Origin of the sequence: Pseudomonas sp. B7(2017) (assembly GCF_002112745.1) — a bacterium.
GTDB classification, from domain to species: domain Bacteria; phylum Pseudomonadota; class Gammaproteobacteria; order Pseudomonadales; family Pseudomonadaceae; genus Aquipseudomonas; species Aquipseudomonas ekonensis.
Window position 1 is genome coordinate 282677 of sequence record NZ_NEIP01000006.1, and the last position, 18549, is coordinate 301225.

The window sequence follows — 18549 nt, forward strand, 5'->3', positions numbered from 1 at the left end:
CCTAGGCTTCGCAAGCCGCCTCGGCCGGGTTGTTCACCAGGCGTTCGAGGGTGGTGCGATCCACTAATTCTTTATCCAGTTTGATGTAGACCGCCGCTTCGTCGGCGACGATCACTGCATCTGTTACCCCTACGAGGGCCTTGAGGCGCTCGACCAGACCCGCTTCGCGGATCGCCTCGGGCGACAACGGCAAGCGCAGGCTCGTCACGTAGGGTGGTTCGCGCATGGTAACAGCAAAGGCCAGCCAAAGTGCAGCGAGGCCGGCACATCCGAGGAAGACAACCGACAGACCGCCATGCTGGAACAGCCAGCCGCCGAGGATCCCGCCCAGGGCGGAACCCAGGAACTGGCTGGTGGAGTACACGCCCATGGCCGTGCCCTTGCCGCCCGCCGGCGACACCTTGCTGATCAGCGACGGCAAGGACGCCTCCAGCAGGTTGAACGCGGTGAAGAACACCACCGTGCCGATCACCAGCGCCCGCAGGCTGTCGCCGAACTGCCAGAAGAATAGCTCAGTGAGCATCAGCGTCAGCACGGCGCCGAGCAAAACTCGTTTCATTTTGCGTCGCTTCTCGCCGTAGATGATGAACGGGATCATGGCGAAGAACGAGATCAGCAGCGCGGTGAGGTAGACCCACCAGTGCTGTTCCTTGGGCAGCCCGGCCTTTTCCACCAGGGCCAGGGGCAAGGCGACGAAGCTCGACATCAGCATCGCGTGCAGCACGAAGATGCCAAGGTCCAGGCGCAGCAGGTCCGGATGCTTGAGCGTCGGCAGCAGCGCCTGGCGGGCCACGCCGGACTCGCGGTGGCTCAACGGCCCGGTGGAGCGCGGCACCATGAACAGGATGATCGCGATGCCGACCAGCGCCATCGCGCCGGTGGCCAGGAACAGCCCGGACAGGCCGAACGCGCGGGTCAGCAGCGGCCCGACCACCATGGCCACGGCGAACGACAGGCCGATGGTCATGCCGATCATGGCCATGGCCTTGGTGCGGTGCTGTTCGCGGGTCAGGTCGGAGAGCAGCGCCATGACCGCCGCGGAAATCGCCCCGGCGCCCTGCAGGATCCGCCCGGCGATCACGCCCCAGATCGAATCGGCCTGGGCGGCCAGCACGCTGCCGAGGGCGAAGACCACCAGCCCCAGGTAGATCACCGGCCGGCGGCCGATGCGGTCGGAAATGATCCCGAACGGGATCTGGAAAAGCGCCTGGGTCAGACCGTAAGCGCCGATCGCCAGCCCGATCAGGGCCGGGGTCGCTCCCGCCAGGTCCATGCCATAGGTCGCCAGCACCGGCAGCACCATGAACATGCCGAGCATACGGAAGGCGAACACCAGGGCCAGACCGCTCGCCGCGCGGGTCTCGCTGCCACTCATGCGTTCGCTGTGGGGATCGTGCATGGAAAAACCTCGTGTGAACCGGCGGCGATTCTACCAGTCCCATCGATTGACGGGATATATCGCGACGCTATGACACGTGCAGATGAAATTCTCTTCATGCAAGGGAAAAATCCCTTCGCCCGATAGTGTGCATCCATCCAGTATTTAGCCTTATACTCCTGTGTTTTCGACGCCCGCCGAGCGAGGCCACTTTGGACAAGATCCTGATTCGTGGGGCCCGTACCCACAACCTGAAGAACATCGACCTGACCCTGCCGCGGGACAAGCTGATCGTCATCACCGGCCTGTCCGGATCCGGCAAGTCGTCCCTGGCCTTCGACACGCTGTACGCCGAAGGCCAGCGCCGCTATGTCGAGTCCCTGTCGGCCTACGCCCGGCAGTTCCTGTCGATGATGGAAAAACCCGACGTCGACACCATCGAAGGCCTGTCGCCGGCGATCTCCATCGAACAGAAGTCGACCTCGCACAACCCGCGCTCCACGGTCGGCACCATCACCGAAATCTACGACTACCTGCGCCTGCTCTACGCCCGTGTCGGCACGCCGCGCTGCCCGGACCACGACATCCCGCTGGAGGCGCAGACCGTCAGCCAGATGGTCGACCTGGTGCTGGGCGAGCCCGAAGGCAGCAAGCTGATGCTGCTGGCCCCGGTGATCCGCGAGCGCAAGGGCGAGCACCTGTCGGTGTTCGAAGAACTGCGCGCCCAGGGCTTCGTCCGGGCCCGGGTCAACGGCAAGCTCTTCGAGCTCGACGAGTTGCCGAAGCTGGACAAACAGAAGAAGCACACGATCGAGGTCGTGGTCGACCGCTTCAAGGTGCGCGCCGACCTGCAGCAGCGCCTGGCCGAGTCGTTCGAGACCGCACTGAAGCTGGCGGACGGCATCGCCCTGGTGGCGCCGATGGACGACGAACCGGGCGAGGAGATGATCTTCTCCGCGCGCTTCGCCTGCCCGGTCTGCGGCCACGCCATCAGCGAGCTGGAGCCGAAGCTGTTCTCCTTCAACAACCCGGCCGGCGCCTGCCCGACCTGCGACGGCCTGGGCGTGAAGCAGTTCTTCGACATCAAGCGCCTGGTCAACGGCGAACTGACCCTGGCCGAAGGCGCCATCCGCGGCTGGGACCGGCGCAACGTCTATTACTTCCAGATGCTGGGTTCCCTGGCGTCCCATTACGGGTTCAGCCTGGAGCAGCCGTTCAACCAGCTGTCCGCCGAGCACCAGAAGTACATCCTGCACGGCAGCGGCTCGCAGAACGTCGACTTCAAGTACCTCAACGACCGCGGCGACATCGTCAAGCGCTCGCACCCGTTCGAAGGCATCGTGCCGAACCTGGAGCGCCGCTACCGCGAGACCGAGTCGGCCAGCGTGCGCGAGGAGCTCGCCAAGTTCCTCAGCACCCAGGCTTGCCCGGATTGCCGCGGCACCCGCCTGCGCCGCGAAGCGCGGCACGTGTGGGTCGGCGAGAAGACCCTGCCGGCGGTGACCAACCTGCCGATCGGCGACGCCTGCGACTATTTCGGCGACCTGAAGATGACCGGCCGCCGCGGCGAGATCGCCGACAAGATCCTCAAGGAGATCCGCGAGCGCCTGCAGTTCCTGGTCAACGTCGGCCTCGACTACCTGTCGCTGGACCGCAGCGCCGACACCCTGTCCGGCGGCGAGGCCCAGCGGATCCGCCTGGCCAGCCAGATCGGCGCGGGCCTGGTCGGCGTCCTGTACATCCTCGACGAGCCGTCCATCGGCCTGCACCAGCGCGACAACGACCGGCTGCTGGGCACCCTCAAGCACCTGCGCGACATCGGCAACACGGTGATCGTGGTCGAGCACGACGAAGACGCGATCCGCCTGGCCGACTACGTGGTGGACATCGGCCCGGGCGCCGGCGTCCATGGCGGGCAGATCGTGGCCGAGGGTTCGCCGGACGAAGTCATGGCGCATCCGGAATCCCTGACCGGCAAGTACCTGTCGGGTCGGGTCAAGATCGAAGTGCCGGCCAAGCGCACGCCGCGCAACAAGAAGCAGGTGCTGTCGCTCAAGGGCGCCCGCGGCAACAACCTGCGCAACGTCGACCTGGAAATCCCGATCGGCCTGCTGACCTGCGTGACCGGCGTGTCCGGCTCGGGCAAATCGACGCTGATCAACAACACGCTGTTCCCGCTGAGCGCCACCGCGCTGAACGGCGCCACCACCCTGGAAGCGGCGCCGCACGACAGCATCAAGGGCCTGGATCACCTCGACAAGGTGGTCGACATCGACCAGAGCCCCATCGGCCGGACGCCGCGCTCCAACCCGGCGACCTACACCGGGCTGTTCACGCCGATCCGCGAACTGTTCGCCGGCGTCCCCGAGTCCCGCTCCCGGGGCTACGGGCCGGGGCGCTTCTCGTTCAACGTCAAGGGCGGGCGCTGCGAGGCCTGCCAGGGCGACGGCCTGATCAAGGTGGAGATGCACTTCCTGCCGGACATCTACGTGCCGTGCGACGTGTGCAAGAGCAAGCGCTACAACCGCGAGACCCTTGAGATCAAATACAAGGGCAAGAGCATCCACGAAACCCTCGAAATGACCATCGAGGAAGCGCGGGAGTTCTTCGACGCGGTGCCGGCCCTGGCGCGCAAGCTGCAGACGCTGATGGACGTGGGGCTGTCGTACATCAAGCTCGGACAGTCGGCGACGACCCTGTCCGGCGGCGAGGCGCAACGGGTCAAGCTGTCCCGCGAGCTGTCCAAGCGCGACACCGGCAAGACCCTGTACATCCTCGACGAGCCGACCACAGGCCTGCACTTCGCCGACATCCAGCAACTGCTCGACGTGCTCCATCGCCTGCGCGACCACGGCAACACCGTGGTGGTGATCGAGCACAACCTGGATGTGATCAAGACGGCCGACTGGCTGGTGGACCTGGGGCCGGAAGGCGGATCGAAGGGCGGACAGATCATCGCCACCGGCACGCCGGAAGAAGTCGCCGAGATGCCGCAGTCGCACACCGGCCACTACCTCAAACCGTTGCTGATCCGCGACCGGGCCTGATCCCCGGGCATGAAAAAGCCCCGGTCACCGTGAGGTGGCCGGGGCTTTTTTACATCGCAACCCTCAAGCGTGGGATTGCAGGTAGTTCTCGAGACCGATCAGCTTGATCAGGCCCAACTGCTTTTCGAGCCAGTAGGTGTGGTCTTCTTCGGTGTCGTTGAGCTGAACCCGCAGGATCTCGCGGCTGACGTAGTCCTTGTGCTGCTCGCAGAGTTCGATGCCTTTGCACAGCGCGGCGCGAACCTTGTACTCCAGGCGCAGATCCGCTTCGAGCATTTCCGGCACGGTGGTGCCGACATCCAGGTCATCCGGGCGCATGCGCGGCGTGCCTTCGAGCATCAGGATCCGGCGCATCAGCGCGTCTGCGTGACCGGCCTCTTCTTCCATCTCGTGGTTGATCCGTTCGTAGAGCTTGGTGAATCCCCAGTCCTCATACATCCGCGAGTGAACGAAATATTGGTCACGCGCGGCCAGTTCGCCGGTCAGCAACGTGTTGAGGTAATCGATAACGTCTGGGTGGCCTTGCATCGCCCTACATCTCCCTTCCTGAAAGTCTGTAGTTTGAACCAACCTGACTGGAAGGTCACCCGTTTCGCGCAATAAAAGCGAAGATATTCTTAGAAAACCAGCCTAAATAACGCAAAAACCGCCCTAATGAGGGCGGTTCTGCTTCTCGTTTAGACTTCGCTCAGCTGTACGTTGAGCAGCTTTGCGATCGCTTCTCCATACGCCGGGTCGGCCTTGAAGAAATGCTGCAGCTGGCGGTCGACGACATCGCTCGACACACCGGCCATTGCACCGGCGATGTTGCGGGTCAGCAACGCCTTCTGCTCGTCGCTCATCAGCCGGAACAGCGCACCGGCATGGCTGTAGTAGTCGGTGTCCTCACGGTGATCGTAGCGATCCGCAGCCCCACTAAGGACCAATGCCGGCTCCGCATAATGCGGTGCCTGCTTCGGCGACTCCACGTAGCTGTTCGGCTCGTAGTTGGGCGCAGCCCCGCCATTGCTGCCGAAGGCCATGGAACCGTCGCGCTGATAGGTGTTCACCGGGCTGCGCGGCGCATTCACCGGCAGTTGCTGGTGATTGGTGCCGACACGATAGCGGTGCGCATCGGCGTAGGCGAACACGCGACCTTGCAGCATGCGATCCGGCGACAGGCCGACGCCGGGCACCATGTTGCTTGGGCCGAACGCCGCCTGCTCGACCTCGGCGAAGTAGTTCAGCGGGTTGCGGTTGAGCTCGAGCTCGCCGACCTCGATCAACGGAAACTCCTTCTGCGACCAGGTCTTGGTCACATCGAACGGGTTCTCGTAATGCGCGGAGGCCTGGGCCTCGGTCATGATCTGAATGCACACGCGCCATTTCGGGAAATCACCGCGCTCGATGGCTTCGAACAGGTCACGCTGGGCGTAATCAGGATCGGTGCCGGCCAAACGGGCCGCGTCCGCCGGCGCCAGGTTCTTGATGCCTTGCAGGGTCTTGTAGTGCCACTTCACCCAATGACGCTCGCCGTTGGCATTGATCAAGCTGTAGGTGTGGCTGCCGAAACCGTGCATGTGACGGTATCCGTCAGGAATGCCGCGGTCGGAAAACAGGATCGTGACCTGGTGCAGCGCCTCCGGGGAATGCGACCAGAAATCCCACATGGCCTGTGCACTTTTCAGGTTGCTCTGCGGCAGGCGCTTTTGGGTGTGGATGAAGTCCGGGAACTTCAATGGGTCGCGAATGAAGAACACCGGCGTGTTGTTGCCGACGATGTCCCAGTTGCCTTCCTCGGTGTAGAACTTCAACGCGAAGCCGCGGGGATCGCGCTCGGTGTCCGCCGATCCGCGTTCACCGCCGACAGTGGAGAAGCGCAGGAATGTCGGGGTTTGCTTGCCGACCGCCGAGAACAGACTGGCCCGGGTGTACTGGGTGATGTCACGCGTGACCGTGAAGGTACCGTAAGCCCCCGAGCCTTTGGCGTGCACACGACGCTCCGGAATGTTTTCGCGGTTGAAGTGGGCAAGCTTCTCGATCAGATGAAAGTCATCCAACAGCAATGGGCCGCGCGGCCCGGCGGAACGGGAGTTCTGGTTGTCGGCGACAGGTGCGCCACTGGCGGTCGTAAGCGTCTTGCTCTGGCTCATGCGATCTTCTTCCTCTGTCAGTCTGGAACTGCCGGCTAATCGGCTTGGTGGGGAGTATTGACCATCACTTTGATAGCTACAAATTCATTAATTCGCAGGCATCAATAGATATTTGCAATTACAAATCCCACGCCATAGTGACAACGGAAAGCAGCCATTGGCTTGTACGCAAGACGCATTTCTTGCGGGCACAAAAAAACCGGGCACCAGGCCCGGTTTTCTTGTTTCAGACTGACGTCTTACTCAGCGGATACAGCTTCGCCGCCGACAGCGCGATCAACCAGCTCGACGTACGCCATAGGAGCGTTGTCGCCAGCGCGGAAACCGCACTTGAGGATGCGCAGGTAGCCACCCTCACGGGTAGCGTAACGCTTGCCCAGATCGTTGAAGAGCTTGCCGACGATCGCTTTCGAACGAGTACGGTCGAAAGCCAGACGACGGTTAGCAACGCTGTCTGTCTTGGCCAGAGTGATCAGCGGCTCGGCAACGCGGCGCAGTTCTTTGGCTTTTGGCAGAGTAGTTTTGATCAGCTCGTGCTCGAACAGCGACACCGCCATGTTCTGGAACATAGCCTTACGGTGGGAGCTGGTGCGGCTCAGGTGACGACCACTTTTACGATGACGCATGGTTCATTCCTTACCAAACACAACGTTCGGTGATTACGACGATCAGGCAGTCGCCTTGTCGTCCTTCTTAAGACTTGCAGGCGGCCAGTTGTCGAGGCGCATGCCGAGGGACAGACCGCGGGAGGCCAGAACGTCCTTGATTTCGGTCAAGGATTTCTTGCCCAGGTTCGGAGTCTTCAACAGCTCTACTTCGGTGCGCTGAATCAGGTCGCCGATGTAGTAGATGTTTTCCGCCTTAAGGCAGTTGGCCGAACGTACAGTCAGTTCCAGATCGTCAACCGGGCGAAGCAGGATCGGATCGATCTCGTCTTCCTGCTCGACAACCACTGGCTCACTGTCACCTTTGAGGTCGACGAACGCAGCCAACTGCTGTTGCAGGATGGTTGCAGCACGACGGATGGCCTCTTCAGGATCCAGGGTACCGTTGGTTTCCAGATCAATAACCAGCTTGTCCAGGTTGGTGCGCTGCTCGACACGGGCGTTTTCCACCACGTATGCGATACGGCGAACCGGGCTGAACGAAGAGTCGAGCTGCAAGCGACCGATGCTGCGGCTTTCGTCTTCATCGCTTTGACGCGAGTCGGCCGGCTCATAACCACGACCACGAGCTACGGTGAGCTTCATGTTCAGGGCGCCGTTGGACGCCAGGTTAGCGATTACGTGATCGGGGTTAACGATCTCGACATCATGATCCAGCTGAATATCGGCAGCGGTAACCACCCCCGAACCCTTCTTCGACAAGGTCAGCGTAACTTCGTCACGGCCATGCAGCTTGATAGCCAGACCTTTAAGGTTCAACAGGATTTCAATTACGTCTTCCTGTACACCTTCGATGGCGCTGTACTCGTGGAGCACACCGTCAATCTCGGCCTCGACTACTGCGCAGCCGGGCATTGAGGACAACAGGATGCGGCGCAGCGCGTTGCCCAGGGTGTGGCCAAAACCACGCTCGAGAGGCTCGAGGGTGATCTTGGCGCGGGTTGGACTGACAACCTGCACATCAATATGGCGGGGTGTCAGGAACTCATTTACCGAAATCTGCATGGATGCACCTATTTTCTAGCCCTTACTTGGAGTAGAGCTCGACAATCAGGCTTTCGTTGATGTCGGCGGACAGATCACTGCGAGCTGGAACGTTCTTGAAAACGCCCGACTTCTTCTCAGTGTCTACTTCTACCCACTCTACGCGGCCACGTTGAGCACACAGATCGAGAGCTTGGACAATGCGAAGTTGGTTTTTTGCTTTCTCGCGAACAGCGACCACGTCACCAGCACGAACCTGGTAGGACGGAACGTTTACGGTCTGACCGTTAACGCTGATCGACTTGTGCGATACCAGCTGACGGGATTCGGCACGGGTGGAGCCGAAGCCCATACGGTATACGACGTTGTCCAGACGGCATTCGAGCAGTTGCAGCAGGTTTTCACCGGTTGCACCTTTCTTGCCAGCGGCTTGCTTGTAGTAGCCGCTGAACTGACGCTCGAGAACGCCGTAGATACGACGAACCTTCTGCTTCTCACGCAGTTGGGTGCCGTAGTCGGACTGGCGACCGCGGCGCTGGCCGTGGATACCAGGTGCTGCTTCAATGTTGCACTTCGATTCGATCGCGCGCACGCCGCTCTTCAGGAAGAGATCGGTGCCTTCGCGACGAGCCAGTTTGCATTTTGGACCAATGTAACGAGCCATTCTTTACAATCTCCTGGATTACACGCGGCGCTTCTTCGGCGGACGGCACCCGTTGTGCGGGATTGGCGTCACGTCGGTGATGCTGGCGATCTTGTAGCCACAGCCGTTCAGAGCGCGGACTGCGGATTCACGACCTGGACCTGGGCCCTTGACGTTCACGTCGAGGTTTTTCAGGCCGTATTCCAGCGCAGCTTGACCAGCACGCTCAGCAGCTACTTGAGCCGCGAACGGGGTGGACTTGCGGGAACCGCGGAAACCCGAACCACCGGAGGTAGCCCAGGAAAGAGCGTTACCTTGACGGTCGGTGATGGTCACGATGGTGTTGTTAAAAGAGGCATGGATGTGGGCGATGCCATCAACCACTGTCTTTTTAACTTTTTTACGAGGACGAGCAGCAGGTTTTGCCATGATTAAATTCCTGTCGATTCGCTGGGGCGATTACTTGCGGATCGGCTTACGCGGACCTTTACGGGTACGCGCGTTGGTCTTGGTACGCTGACCGCGTACTGGCAGACCACGACGATGACGCAGACCGCGATAGCAACCGAGGTCCATCAAGCGCTTGATTTTCATGTTGATTTCGCGACGCAGGTCACCTTCGGTGGTGAACTTCGCGACTTCGCCACGCAGCTGTTCAATTTGCTCGTCGCTCAGATCCTTGATCTTTGCTGCTGGGTTTACCCCAGTCACCGCACAGATTTTCTGCGCGGTAGTGCGACCGACACCATAGATGTAGGTCAGCGAGATAACAGTATGCTTGTTATCTGGAATGTTAACGCCTGCAATACGGGCCATTCAGTGGGACTCCAATTGACAGCTACCTACGCCCCGGAAGCCAAGAAATAGGGCGCGAGATAATATCGCTGTAATAACAAATAATCAACCCGGCAGCACACTAGCTGCCGGGCTTGAAGCACGATCACACTCAGCCTTGGCGCTGCTTGTGACGCGGTTCCGCGCTGCAAATTACTCGAACAACACCTTCGCGGCGAATAATCTTGCAGTTACGGCACAGCTTTTTCACCGATGCACGAACTTTCATCACCAACTCCTCGAACCTTATGGGTACTCAGCGCAACATGCCGCTGCCGTAACCCTTCAGGTTGGCTTTCTTCATCAGGGATTCGTACTGGTGCGAAACGAGGTGCGATTGTACTTGGGACATAAAGTCCATCACAACCACGACCACGATCAGCAACGAGGTCCCGCCAAGGTAGAACGGAACGTTTGCCGCAACCACCAGGAACTGGGGCAGCAGGCACACGGCCGTCATGTAAAGAGCACCGAACATGGTCAAGCGAGTCAGAACGCCATCAATGTAGCGCGCAGACTGCTCACCTGGACGGATGCCCGGAATAAAGGCACCGGACTTCTTCAGGTTTTCCGCTACGTCTTTCGGATTGAACATCAACGCCGTATAGAAGAAGCAGAAGAAAATAATCCCTGCACTAAACAGCAGAATATTCAACGGCTGACCAGGAGCGATCGACTGCGAGATGTCCTGCAACCAGCCCATACCTTCAGACTGACCGAACCAGGCACCCAACGAAGCCGGAAACAGCAGAATGCTGCTTGCGAAAATAGCCGGAATGACACCGGCCATGTTCACTTTCAGCGGCAAGTGGCTGGTCTGCGCAGCAAAGACCTTGCGGCCCTGCTGACGCTTGGCGTAGTGAACGGCGATACGACGCTGACCACGCTCAATGAACACCACGAAACCGATAATCGCTACTGCCAGCAGACCGATGGCAACCAGGGCGAAAATGTTGATGTCACCCTGACGCGCAGACTCGAAAGACTGCCCGATCGCTCTCGGAAGACCGGCGACGATACCCGAAAAAATCAGCATCGAGATACCGTTGCCTACACCACGCTCAGTAATCTGCTCACCCAGCCACATCATGAACATCGCGCCAGCCACAAACGTGGATACCGCGACGAAATGGAAGCCGAAGTCACCAGTGAACGCAACGCCCTGCCCCGCCAGGCCAATGGACATGCCAATGGCCTGGACGAGAGCTAGGACGACGGTGCCGTAGCGGGTGTACTGGCTGATCTTGCGACGGCCAGCTTCACCTTCCTTCTTCAACTGCTCCAGCTGCGGGCTGACGGCGGTCATCAGCTGCATGATGATCGATGCCGAAATGTACGGCATGATCCCCAGTGCAAAGATGCTCATCCGCTCCAGCGCGCCGCCGGAAAACATGTTGAACAAGCTAAGAATGGTCCCCTCATTCTGTCGAAACAGGTCTGCGAGACGGTCCGGGTTGATACCTGGAACCGGGATGTGTGCGCCTATTCGGTAGACGATGATCGCCAGGAACAGAAAACGCAGACGAGCCCAGAGTTCAGACATACCGCCTTTGCCGAGCGCAGAGAGAGCACCTTGCTTAGCCATTTATTCCTCGAACTTGCCGCCAGCTGCTTCGATAGCCGCGCGCGCACCTTTGGTGGCGCCGATTCCCTTGCCGATAGTGACAGCGCGAGTCACTTCACCGGACAGCATGATTTTCACGCGCTGTACGTTGACGTTGATCACGTTGGCATCTTTCAGGGACTGCACGGTGACGATGTCGCCTTCCACTTTGGCCAGCTCGGACAGACGCACTTCTGCGCGGTCCATGGCTTTCAGGGAAACGAAACCGAACTTCGGCAGGCGACGGTGCAGCGGCTGTTGACCGCCTTCAAAGCCTGGAGCGATGGTGCCACCGGAACGGGAGGTCTGACCTTTGTGACCACGGCCACCAGTCTTACCCAAACCGCTACCGATACCACGGCCCGGACGATGCTTTTCGCGACGGGAACCCGGCGCTGGACTCAGATCATTGAGTTTCATCGATTAACCCTCGACACGCAGCATGTAGTAGGCCTTGTTGATCATCCCGCGATTCTCGGGAGTATCCTGGACTTCTACAGTGTGACCGATGCGACGCAGACCCAGACCCTTCACGCACAGTTTGTGGCTAGGGATGCGGCCGCTGGTGCTTTTGATCAGCGTTACTTTTACGGTAGCCATGATCAGACGATCTCCTCAACGCGCTTGCCACGCTTGGCGGCAATGGATTCAGGAGACTGCATGGCCTTCAGACCCTTGAAAGTGGCGTGAACCACGTTTACAGGGTTGGTCGAGCCGTAGCACTTGGCCAGAACGTTCTGAACGCCAGCAACTTCGAGAACGGCACGCATTGCGCCGCCAGCGATGATACCGGTACCTTCAGAAGCAGGCTGCATGTACACCTTCGACGCGCCGTGGGCGGACTTGGTGGCGTACTGCAGGGTGGTGCCGTTCAGATCAACCTGGATCATGTTGCGGCGAGCAGCTTCCATTGCCTTCTGGATCGCAGCAGGCACTTCACGCGACTTGCCACGGCCGAAGCCAACGCGACCCTTGCCATCACCCACCACGGTCAGCGCGGTAAAAGTGAAGATACGGCCGCCTTTAACGGTTTTGGCTACGCGGTTAACTTGAACCAGCTTCTCGATGTAGCCTTCGTCGCGCTTTTGGTCGTTATTTGACATAACTTAGAACTCCAGCCCAGCTTCACGAGCAGCATCAGCCAGCGCCTTAACGCGGCCGTGGTACTTGAAGCCAGAGCGGTCGAAAGCCACCTGCGAGACGCCCACGGCCTTAGCACGCGTAGCGACCAGCTGGCCAACCTTAGTGGCCGCGTCGATGTTGCCGGTGGCACCATCACGCAGTTCTTTATCCAAAGTCGAGGCGCTGGCCAGGACTTTGTTGCCGTCGGCCGAAATGACCTGGGCGTAGATGTGCTGCGAAGAGCGGAACACGCAGAGACGCACGACTTCGAGTTCGTGCATTTTCAGGCGTGCTTTGCGAGCGCGACGCAGTCGAGTAACTTTTTTGTCGGTCATTTGCTATGCCCTACTTCTTCTTGGCTTCTTTACGACGGACGACTTCGTCCGCGTAGCGCACACCTTTACCTTTGTAAGGCTCTGGTGGACGGAAGTCGCGGATCTCGGCGGCCACTTGACCTACCAGCTGCTTGTCGATGCCCTTGATCAGGATATCGGTCTGGCTAGGAGTCTCAGCAGTGATGCCTGCCGGCAGTTCGTAATCCACAGGGTGCGAGAAGCCAAGAGCCAGGTTCAGAACCTGACCTTTTGCTTGCGCCTTGTAACCAACACCGACCAGCTGGAGCTTGCGCTCGAAGCCTTGGCTTACGCCTTGGACCATGTTGTTTACCAACGCACGAGTGGTACCGGCCATTGCGCGGGTCTGTTGATCGCCATTGCGAGCAGCGAAACGCAGCTCACCGGCTTCTTCAACGATCTCAACGGACGAATGGACGTTCAGTTCGAGAGTGCCCTTGGCACCCTTCACCGAAAGCTGTTGGCCTACGAATTTGATTTCGACGCCGGCCGGCAGCTTAACGGGGTTCTTAGCGACGCGAGACATGCTTATCCCCCCTTAGAACACTGTGCAAAGAACTTCGCCGCCGACACCGGCAGCGCGCGCAGCACGATCAGTCATCACACCTTTGTTGGTGGAGACGATAGACACGCCGAGGCCGCCACGTACTTTTGGCAGATCTTCGACGGACTTGTACTGGCGCAGGCCTGGACGGCTGACGCGCTTGACTTCCTCGATGACCGGACGGCCCTCGAAGTACTTCAGCTCGATGGACAGCAGAGGTTTGGTTTCGCTGCTGATCTGATAACCCGCGATGTAACCTTCGTCCTTCAGGACTTTTGCTACAGCCACCTTCAGCGTGGAAGACGGCATGCTTACGACGGACTTTTCAGCCATCTGGGCATTACGGATTCGAGTTAGCATGTCCGCTAACGGGTCCTGCATACTCATGGGCTAGACGCTCCTAAAACAGAAAAATTAGCCTTGCGGCTACTACTTGTCGCCGAGAAACTCCGGGCACAAAAAACACGGGCTCAGGCGAGCCGGTCATTCTAGACACCCCCCGGAAATGAATCAAGCCCCAAAAGGGGCTTGACTCAAGTTCAAGACCACCGGCGGTCAGACTCTTTCGAGCGAACCACCGGGGTTTTGAAGGCGCTTACCAGCTGGCTTTCACCAGACCTGGCACATCACCACGCATGGCAGCTTCACGCAGCTTGTTACGGCCCAGGCCGAACTTGCGGTAAACGCCGTGCGGACGACCGGTCAGGCGGCAACGGTTACGCATGCGCGAGGCGCTTGCGTCACGTGGTTGCTTCTGCAGGGCTACGGTAGCTTCCCAACGCGCTTCTGGACTTGCGTTCAGATCGACGATGATAGCTTTCAGCGCTGCACGCTTGGCGGCGTACTTGGCAACGGTGAGCTGACGCTTCAGCTCACGGTTCTTCATGCTCTTCTTGGCCATTTTCCTACTCCAATCAGTTGCGGAACGGGAATTTGAAAGCACGCAGCAGAGCGCGGCCTTCGTCATCGTTCTTGGCAGTGGTGGTCAGGGTAATGTCCAGACCGCGCAGAGCATCGATCTTGTCGTAGTCGATTTCCGGGAAGATGATCTGCTCTTTCACGCCCATGCTGTAGTTGCCACGACCGTCAAAGGACTTGGCATTCAGGCCGCGGAAGTCGCGAACCCGAGGCAGGGAGATCGACAGCAGACGATCCAGGAACTCGTACATACGCTCACGGCGCAGGGTCACTTTGACACCGATCGGCCAACCTTCGCGGACTTTGAAGCCTGCGATGGATTTACGAGCGTGAGTCACAACGACTTTTTGGCCGGTGATCTTTTCCAGGTCAGCTACCGCGTGCTCAATGACTTTCTTGTCACCGATCGCTTCGCCCAGACCCATGTTCAGAGTGATTTTGGTAACGCGCGGAACTTCCATCACGTTCGAAAGCTTAAGTTCTTCCTTAAGTTTCGGTGCGATTTCCTTCCGGTAAATCTCTTGGAGTCGTGCCATGGTCTTCTACCTAGCAGTGTTCAAGCATCAACCGCTTTTTGGGTCGACTTGAAGACACGAATTTTCTTACCGTCTTCTACTTTGAAACCAACGCGGTCAGCCTTGTTGGTTTCGCCGTTGAAGATGGCGACGTTGGAAGCGTGCAGTGGCGCTTCTTTCTCGACGATACCGCCCTGTACGCCCGACATCGGGTTAGGCTTGGTATGACGCTTGACCAGGTTCAGACCACCGACAACCAGACGGTTGTCAGCGAGAACCTTCAGCACCTTACCGCGCTTACCTTTGTCTTTGCCGGCGATCACGATGATCTCGTCGTCACGACGAATCTTTTGCATGTCGGATCTCCTTACAGCACTTCTGGGGCGAGCGAGACGATCTTCATGAACTTCTCGGTACGAAGTTCACGGGTCACTGGCCCAAAGATACGGGTGCCGATCGGCTCTTGCTTGTTGTTCAGCAGAACAGCAGCGTTGCCATCAAAGCGGATAATGGAGCCATCAGCACGACGTACGCCGTGACGGGTACGGACTACGACAGCAGTCATTACCTGGCCTTTTTTCACTTTACCGCGAGGAATCGCTTCCTTCACGGTAACCTTGATGATGTCGCCAATGGCAGCGTAACGACGATGGGAGCCACCCAGCACCTTGATGCACATAACGCGGCGAGCGCCGCTGTTATCGGCCACATCGAGCATGGATTGAGTCTGAATCATATAATTTCTCCGACCCCTAGCCCTTAGACTTCCACAGCGCGTTCGAGAACATCAACCAGCGCCCAAGACTTGGTCTTGGCCATCGGACGAGTTTCACGAATAGTGACTTTGTCGCCGATGTGGCACTGATTGGTTTCGTCGTGCGCGTGCAGCTTAGTCGAACGCTTAACGTATTTACCGTAGATCGGGTGCTTAACGCGACGCTCGATCAGAACGGTGATGGTTTTGTCCATCTTGTCGCTGACAACACGGCCAGTCAGCGTACGGACAGTTTTTTCGGCTTCAGCCATGATCACTTACCTGCCTGCTGGTTGAGCACAGTTTTCACGCGAGCGATGTCACGCTTAACTTGCGAGAGCAGATGAGACTGCCCCAACTGGCCAGTTGCCTTCTGCATGCGCAGATTGAACTGGTCGCGCAGCAGGCCGAGCAGTTGCTCGTTCAGCTGCTGTGCGGATTTTTCACGAAGTTCATTCGCTTTCATCACATCACCGTCCGTTTAACAAAGGAGGTGGCGAGCGGCAGCTTTGCAGCAGCCAGGGCGAAAGCCTCACGCGCCAGCTCTTCAGAAACACCCTCGATTTCATACAGGACTTTGCCTGGCTGAATCTGGGCAACCCAGTATTCGACGTTACCCTTACCTTTACCCATCCGAACTTCGAGTGGTTTTTTGGAGATAGGCTTGTCCGGGAATACACGGATCCAGATCTTGCCGCCACGTTTTACGTGACGGGTCAGGGCACGACGTGCCGACTCGATCTGACGAGCGGTGAGACGACCACGAGCAACAGACTTCAGCGCGAACTCGCCGAAGCTGACTTTGCTACCGCGCAGTGCCAGACCACGGTTGTGGCCGGTCATCTGCTTGCGGAACTTCGTACGCTTTGGTTGCAACATTTGGCGTACCCCTTACTTAGCAGCTTTTTTACGAGGCGCTGGTGCTTGCGGCTTCAGCTCTTCCTGGCGACCACCAATCACTTCGCCTTTGAAGATCCAAACCTTTACACCGATCACACCGTAGGTGGTGTGAGCTTCGTAGTTGGCATAGTCGATGTCGGCACGCAGGGTGTGCAGAGGCACACGACCTTCGCGATACCATTCAGTACGTGCGATTTCAGCACCGCCGAGACGACCGCTCACTTGGATTTTGATGCCTTTGGCACCAATGCGCATGGCGTTCTGTACGGCGCGCTTCATGGCGCGACGGAACATCACACGACGCTCCAGCTGCTGAGCTACGCTCTGGGCAACCAGCATACCGTCGAGCTCCGGCTTGCGGATCTCTTCGATATTGATGTGCACAGGCACACCCATTTGCTTGGTCAGGTCCTGACGCAGTTTTTCAACATCTTCACCTTTCTTCCCGATAACGATACCTGGACGAGCGGTGTGGATGGTGATGCGTGCAGTTTGAGCCGGACGATGAATATCGATACGGCTTACGGACGCGCTTTTTAGTTTGTCTTGGAGGTACTCACGCACCTTCAGATCAGCGAACAGGTAGTCCGCATAAGTCCGACCGTCTGCGTACCAGACGGAGGTGTGCTCCTTGACGATTCCCAGGCGAATGCCAATGGGATGTACTTTCTGACCCATCTCTTCGACTCCGTTACTTGTCAGCAACCTTGACAGTGATATGGCAAGACCGCTTGACGATGCGATCAGCACGGCCTTTGGCACGCGGCATGATGCGCTTCAGCGAACGCCCTTCGTTGACGAACACGGTGCTGACCTTCAGGTCATCAACGTCTGCGCCTTCGTTATGCTCGGCGTTGGCTACGGCCGACTCCAGCACTTTCTTCATGATCTCGGCGGCTTTCTTACTGCTGAAAGCCAGCAGGTTGAGCGCATCGCCCACCTTCTTCCCGCGGATCTGGTCGGCGACCAAGCGGGCTTTCTGGGCGGAGATTCGAGCGCCCGACAACTTAGCGGCTACTTCCATTTCCTTACCCCTTAACGCTTGGCTTTCTTGTCTGCCACGTGCCCGCGATAGTTGCGGGTACCGGCGAACTCGCCCAGTTTGTGGCCGACCATGTCTTCGTTGACGAGAACTGGGACGTGCTGACGACCGTTGTGTACTGCGATGGTCAGACCGACCATTTGTGGCAGGATCATCGAACGACGCGACCAGGTCTTAACTGGTTTGCGATCGTTCTTTTCCGCCGCCACTTCGATCTTCTTCAGTAGGTGAAGATCAATAAATGGACCTTTTTTCAGAGAACGTGGCACTGTCGTATCCCTCTATTTACTTGCGACGACGGACGATCATTTTGTCGGTACGCTTATTACCACGAGTCTTCGCGCCCTTAGTCGGGAAGCCCCATGGCGATACCGGATGACGACCACCAGAGGTACGACCTTCACCACCACCATGTGGGTGGTCAACCGGGTTCATGGCAACACCACGAACGGTTGGGCGAACGCCACGCCAGCGTTTGGCACCGGCTTTACCCAGCGAACGCAGGCTGTGCTCGGAGTTCGAGACTTCGCCCAGGGTCGCACGGCATTCAGCCAGGACTTTACGCATTTCACCGGAACGCAGACGCAGGGTTACATAAACGCCTTCACGAGCGACCAGCTGAGCCGAAGCACCAGCGGAACGTGCGATCTGTGCGCCTTTACCTGGCTTCAGTTCGATGCCGTGTACGGTGCTACCAACTGGAATGTTGCGCAGCTGCAGAGCGTTGCCCGGCTTGATCGGTGCCAGGGCACCTGCGATCAGCTGGTCGCCAGCGCTCACGCCTTTAGGGGCGATGATGTAGCGACGCTCGCCATCTGCGTACAGCAGCAGGGCGATGTGAGCGGTACGGTTTGGATCGTATTCGATACGCTCGACAGTGGCAGCGATGCCATCTTTGTCGTTGCGACGGAAGTCGACCAGACGGTAATGCTGCTTATGACCACCACCAACGTGACGAGTGGTGATGCGGCCATTGTTGTTACGACCACCAGACTTCGATTTTTTCTCGAGCAGCGGTGCGTGAGGAGCGCCTTTGTGCAGCTCCTGGTTGACCACCTTGACCACAAAACGGCGGCCAGGGGAAGTCGGTTTGCATTTAACGATTGCCATGATGC

General features: G+C 58.7%; 28 protein-coding genes. 1 reads left to right on the top strand and 27 read right to left on the bottom strand.

The window, feature by feature from the left end; all coding sequences use genetic code 11:
- Position 1: 1 nt before the first annotated feature.
- Positions 2–1399 carry an MFS transporter gene (locus CAG29_RS14685; RefSeq protein WP_085585820.1) on the bottom strand — a complete coding sequence of 466 codons (1398 nt, stop codon included), beginning with the start codon at positions 1397–1399 and terminating at the stop codon, positions 2–4.
- A gap of 191 nt (positions 1400–1590) precedes the next feature.
- Between CAG29_RS14685 and uvrA the strand changes: the two genes are divergently transcribed.
- Positions 1591–4425 (top strand): excinuclease ABC subunit UvrA, encoded by a 2835-nt coding sequence (gene uvrA, locus CAG29_RS14690; RefSeq protein ID WP_085694691.1) that lies wholly within the window; start codon positions 1591–1593, stop codon positions 4423–4425.
- A 63-nt stretch (positions 4426–4488) separates the two neighbouring features.
- On the opposite strand, the gene bfr is transcribed toward uvrA, so the two are convergent.
- From bfr to rplB, 26 genes are all read right to left on the bottom strand, one after another.
- Positions 4489–4953: a bacterioferritin gene (bfr, locus tag CAG29_RS14695; protein ID WP_085585816.1), complete on the bottom strand. Its 465-nt coding sequence runs from the start codon at positions 4951–4953 to the stop codon at positions 4489–4491.
- Between the two features lie 149 nt (positions 4954–5102).
- Positions 5103–6557, bottom strand: coding sequence for a catalase (locus CAG29_RS14700; RefSeq protein WP_085585814.1), 1455 nt, complete (start codon positions 6555–6557; stop codon positions 5103–5105).
- A 239-nt stretch (positions 6558–6796) separates the two neighbouring features.
- Positions 6797–7183 carry a 50S ribosomal protein L17 gene (rplQ, locus tag CAG29_RS14705; RefSeq protein WP_007955635.1) on the bottom strand — a complete coding sequence of 129 codons (387 nt, stop codon included), beginning with the start codon at positions 7181–7183 and terminating at the stop codon, positions 6797–6799.
- A gap of 42 nt (positions 7184–7225) precedes the next feature.
- On the bottom strand, positions 7226–8227 hold the full coding sequence (gene rpoA / locus CAG29_RS14710) for a DNA-directed RNA polymerase subunit alpha (protein WP_003186012.1): 1002 nt from the start codon (positions 8225–8227) through the stop codon (positions 7226–7228).
- A gap of 22 nt (positions 8228–8249) precedes the next feature.
- Positions 8250–8870, bottom strand: a complete 621-nt coding sequence (rpsD, locus tag CAG29_RS14715) for a 30S ribosomal protein S4 (protein ID WP_011063772.1) — start codon at positions 8868–8870, stop codon at positions 8250–8252.
- A gap of 18 nt (positions 8871–8888) precedes the next feature.
- Positions 8889–9278 (bottom strand): 30S ribosomal protein S11, encoded by a 390-nt coding sequence (gene rpsK / locus CAG29_RS14720; protein WP_002555466.1) that lies wholly within the window; start codon positions 9276–9278, stop codon positions 8889–8891.
- Positions 9279–9308: 30 nt separating this feature from the next.
- Positions 9309–9665 (bottom strand): 30S ribosomal protein S13, encoded by a 357-nt coding sequence (gene rpsM, locus CAG29_RS14725; RefSeq protein WP_003186020.1) that lies wholly within the window; start codon positions 9663–9665, stop codon positions 9309–9311.
- A gap of 130 nt (positions 9666–9795) precedes the next feature.
- Entirely contained in the window at positions 9796–9912 is a 117-nt protein-coding gene (gene rpmJ / locus CAG29_RS14730) for a 50S ribosomal protein L36 (RefSeq protein WP_002555468.1), read from the bottom strand.
- A gap of 27 nt (positions 9913–9939) precedes the next feature.
- A complete protein-coding gene (secY, locus tag CAG29_RS14735; RefSeq protein ID WP_003228718.1) occupies positions 9940–11268 on the bottom strand; it encodes a preprotein translocase subunit SecY in 1329 nt (442 codons plus the stop codon).
- Entirely contained in the window at positions 11269–11706 is a 438-nt protein-coding gene (gene rplO, locus CAG29_RS14740) for a 50S ribosomal protein L15 (RefSeq protein WP_003228720.1), read from the bottom strand.
- Positions 11707–11709: 3 nt separating this feature from the next.
- Complete coding sequence (gene rpmD / locus CAG29_RS14745) at positions 11710–11886, bottom strand: 50S ribosomal protein L30 (RefSeq protein ID WP_026144795.1); 177 nt, start codon at positions 11884–11886, stop codon at positions 11710–11712.
- Positions 11887–11888: 2 nt separating this feature from the next.
- Positions 11889–12389 carry a 30S ribosomal protein S5 gene (gene rpsE / locus CAG29_RS14750; RefSeq protein ID WP_085585812.1) on the bottom strand — a complete coding sequence of 167 codons (501 nt, stop codon included), beginning with the start codon at positions 12387–12389 and terminating at the stop codon, positions 11889–11891.
- A gap of 3 nt (positions 12390–12392) precedes the next feature.
- Complete coding sequence (gene rplR, locus CAG29_RS14755; protein WP_085585810.1) at positions 12393–12743, bottom strand: 50S ribosomal protein L18; 351 nt, start codon at positions 12741–12743, stop codon at positions 12393–12395.
- Between the two features lie 10 nt (positions 12744–12753).
- The gene (gene rplF, locus CAG29_RS14760; protein WP_085585808.1) at positions 12754–13287 is read right to left on the bottom strand and encodes a 50S ribosomal protein L6; all 534 of its coding nucleotides are present in this window, start codon (positions 13285–13287) and stop codon (positions 12754–12756) included.
- Between the two features lie 12 nt (positions 13288–13299).
- Positions 13300–13692 carry a 30S ribosomal protein S8 gene (rpsH, locus tag CAG29_RS14765; RefSeq protein WP_003228724.1) on the bottom strand — a complete coding sequence of 131 codons (393 nt, stop codon included), beginning with the start codon at positions 13690–13692 and terminating at the stop codon, positions 13300–13302.
- A gap of 208 nt (positions 13693–13900) precedes the next feature.
- A complete protein-coding gene (gene rpsN / locus CAG29_RS14770) occupies positions 13901–14206 on the bottom strand; it encodes a 30S ribosomal protein S14 (protein WP_022641375.1) in 306 nt (101 codons plus the stop codon).
- A gap of 13 nt (positions 14207–14219) precedes the next feature.
- Complete coding sequence (rplE, locus tag CAG29_RS14775) at positions 14220–14759, bottom strand: 50S ribosomal protein L5 (protein WP_022641376.1); 540 nt, start codon at positions 14757–14759, stop codon at positions 14220–14222.
- A gap of 20 nt (positions 14760–14779) precedes the next feature.
- Positions 14780–15094, bottom strand: a complete 315-nt coding sequence (gene rplX / locus CAG29_RS14780; RefSeq protein ID WP_003186046.1) for a 50S ribosomal protein L24 — start codon at positions 15092–15094, stop codon at positions 14780–14782.
- Positions 15095–15105: 11 nt separating this feature from the next.
- Entirely contained in the window at positions 15106–15474 is a 369-nt protein-coding gene (gene rplN, locus CAG29_RS14785; protein WP_024778329.1) for a 50S ribosomal protein L14, read from the bottom strand.
- A gap of 23 nt (positions 15475–15497) precedes the next feature.
- Entirely contained in the window at positions 15498–15764 is a 267-nt protein-coding gene (gene rpsQ, locus CAG29_RS14790; protein ID WP_003194644.1) for a 30S ribosomal protein S17, read from the bottom strand.
- Positions 15765–15766: 2 nt separating this feature from the next.
- Positions 15767–15958 (bottom strand): 50S ribosomal protein L29, encoded by a 192-nt coding sequence (rpmC, locus tag CAG29_RS14795; protein WP_002555481.1) that lies wholly within the window; start codon positions 15956–15958, stop codon positions 15767–15769.
- Entirely contained in the window at positions 15958–16371 is a 414-nt protein-coding gene (gene rplP, locus CAG29_RS14800) for a 50S ribosomal protein L16 (RefSeq protein ID WP_003228729.1), read from the bottom strand. Before rplP ends, rpmC begins: the two co-directional genes overlap by 1 nt.
- Positions 16372–16383: 12 nt before the next feature.
- Positions 16384–17070, bottom strand: coding sequence for a 30S ribosomal protein S3 (gene rpsC / locus CAG29_RS14805; protein WP_003176422.1), 687 nt, complete (start codon positions 17068–17070; stop codon positions 16384–16386).
- 13 nt (positions 17071–17083) lie between these two features.
- Complete coding sequence (gene rplV / locus CAG29_RS14810; RefSeq protein ID WP_003304070.1) at positions 17084–17416, bottom strand: 50S ribosomal protein L22; 333 nt, start codon at positions 17414–17416, stop codon at positions 17084–17086.
- Positions 17417–17427: 11 nt separating this feature from the next.
- On the bottom strand, positions 17428–17703 hold the full coding sequence (gene rpsS / locus CAG29_RS14815) for a 30S ribosomal protein S19 (RefSeq protein ID WP_085585806.1): 276 nt from the start codon (positions 17701–17703) through the stop codon (positions 17428–17430).
- A gap of 16 nt (positions 17704–17719) precedes the next feature.
- A complete protein-coding gene (rplB, locus tag CAG29_RS14820) occupies positions 17720–18544 on the bottom strand; it encodes a 50S ribosomal protein L2 (protein ID WP_011063775.1) in 825 nt (274 codons plus the stop codon).
- Positions 18545–18549 lie beyond the last annotated feature (5 nt).

Excerpts from the sequence above, each read along its gene's own strand:
- CAG29_RS14685 (WP_085585820.1), bottom strand. The coding sequence starts at position 1,399 with ATGCACGATCCCCACAGCGAACGCATGAGTGGCAGCGAGACCCGCGCG.
- bfr (WP_085585816.1), bottom strand. The coding sequence starts at position 4,953 with ATGCAAGGCCACCCAGACGTTATCGATTACCTCAACACGTTGCTGACC.
- CAG29_RS14700 (WP_085585814.1), bottom strand. The coding sequence starts at position 6,557 with ATGAGCCAGAGCAAGACGCTTACGACCGCCAGTGGCGCACCTGTCGCC.
- rplQ (WP_007955635.1), bottom strand. The coding sequence starts at position 7,183 with ATGCGTCATCGTAAAAGTGGTCGTCACCTGAGCCGCACCAGCTCCCAC.
- rpoA (WP_003186012.1), bottom strand. The coding sequence starts at position 8,227 with ATGCAGATTTCGGTAAATGAGTTCCTGACACCCCGCCATATTGATGTG.
- rpsD (WP_011063772.1), bottom strand. The coding sequence starts at position 8,870 with ATGGCTCGTTACATTGGTCCAAAATGCAAACTGGCTCGTCGCGAAGGC.
- rpsK (WP_002555466.1), bottom strand. The coding sequence starts at position 9,278 with ATGGCAAAACCTGCTGCTCGTCCTCGTAAAAAAGTTAAAAAGACAGTG.
- rpsM (WP_003186020.1), bottom strand. The coding sequence starts at position 9,665 with ATGGCCCGTATTGCAGGCGTTAACATTCCAGATAACAAGCATACTGTT.
- rpmJ (WP_002555468.1), bottom strand. The coding sequence starts at position 9,912 with ATGAAAGTTCGTGCATCGGTGAAAAAGCTGTGCCGTAACTGCAAGATT.
- secY (WP_003228718.1), bottom strand. The coding sequence starts at position 11,268 with ATGGCTAAGCAAGGTGCTCTCTCTGCGCTCGGCAAAGGCGGTATGTCT.
- rplO (WP_003228720.1), bottom strand. The coding sequence starts at position 11,706 with ATGAAACTCAATGATCTGAGTCCAGCGCCGGGTTCCCGTCGCGAAAAG.
- rpmD (WP_026144795.1), bottom strand. The coding sequence starts at position 11,886 with ATGGCTACCGTAAAAGTAACGCTGATCAAAAGCACCAGCGGCCGCATC.
- rpsE (WP_085585812.1), bottom strand. The coding sequence starts at position 12,389 with ATGTCAAATAACGACCAAAAGCGCGACGAAGGCTACATCGAGAAGCTG.
- rplR (WP_085585810.1), bottom strand. The coding sequence starts at position 12,743 with ATGACCGACAAAAAAGTTACTCGACTGCGTCGCGCTCGCAAAGCACGC.
- rplF (WP_085585808.1), bottom strand. The coding sequence starts at position 13,287 with ATGTCTCGCGTCGCTAAGAACCCCGTTAAGCTGCCGGCCGGCGTCGAA.
- rpsH (WP_003228724.1), bottom strand. The coding sequence starts at position 13,692 with ATGAGTATGCAGGACCCGTTAGCGGACATGCTAACTCGAATCCGTAAT.
- rpsN (WP_022641375.1), bottom strand. The coding sequence starts at position 14,206 with ATGGCCAAGAAGAGCATGAAGAACCGTGAGCTGAAGCGTCAGCTCACC.
- rplE (WP_022641376.1), bottom strand. The coding sequence starts at position 14,759 with ATGGCACGACTCCAAGAGATTTACCGGAAGGAAATCGCACCGAAACTT.
- rplX (WP_003186046.1), bottom strand. The coding sequence starts at position 15,094 with ATGCAAAAGATTCGTCGTGACGACGAGATCATCGTGATCGCCGGCAAA.
- rplN (WP_024778329.1), bottom strand. The coding sequence starts at position 15,474 with ATGATTCAGACTCAATCCATGCTCGATGTGGCCGATAACAGCGGCGCT.
- rpsQ (WP_003194644.1), bottom strand. The coding sequence starts at position 15,764 with ATGGCTGAAGCCGAAAAAACTGTCCGTACGCTGACTGGCCGTGTTGTC.
- rpmC (WP_002555481.1), bottom strand. The coding sequence starts at position 15,958 with ATGAAAGCGAATGAACTTCGTGAAAAATCCGCACAGCAGCTGAACGAG.
- rplP (WP_003228729.1), bottom strand. The coding sequence starts at position 16,371 with ATGTTGCAACCAAAGCGTACGAAGTTCCGCAAGCAGATGACCGGCCAC.
- rpsC (WP_003176422.1), bottom strand. The coding sequence starts at position 17,070 with ATGGGTCAGAAAGTACATCCCATTGGCATTCGCCTGGGAATCGTCAAG.
- rplV (WP_003304070.1), bottom strand. The coding sequence starts at position 17,416 with ATGGAAGTAGCCGCTAAGTTGTCGGGCGCTCGAATCTCCGCCCAGAAA.
- rplB (WP_011063775.1), bottom strand. The coding sequence starts at position 18,544 with ATGGCAATCGTTAAATGCAAACCGACTTCCCCTGGCCGCCGTTTTGTG.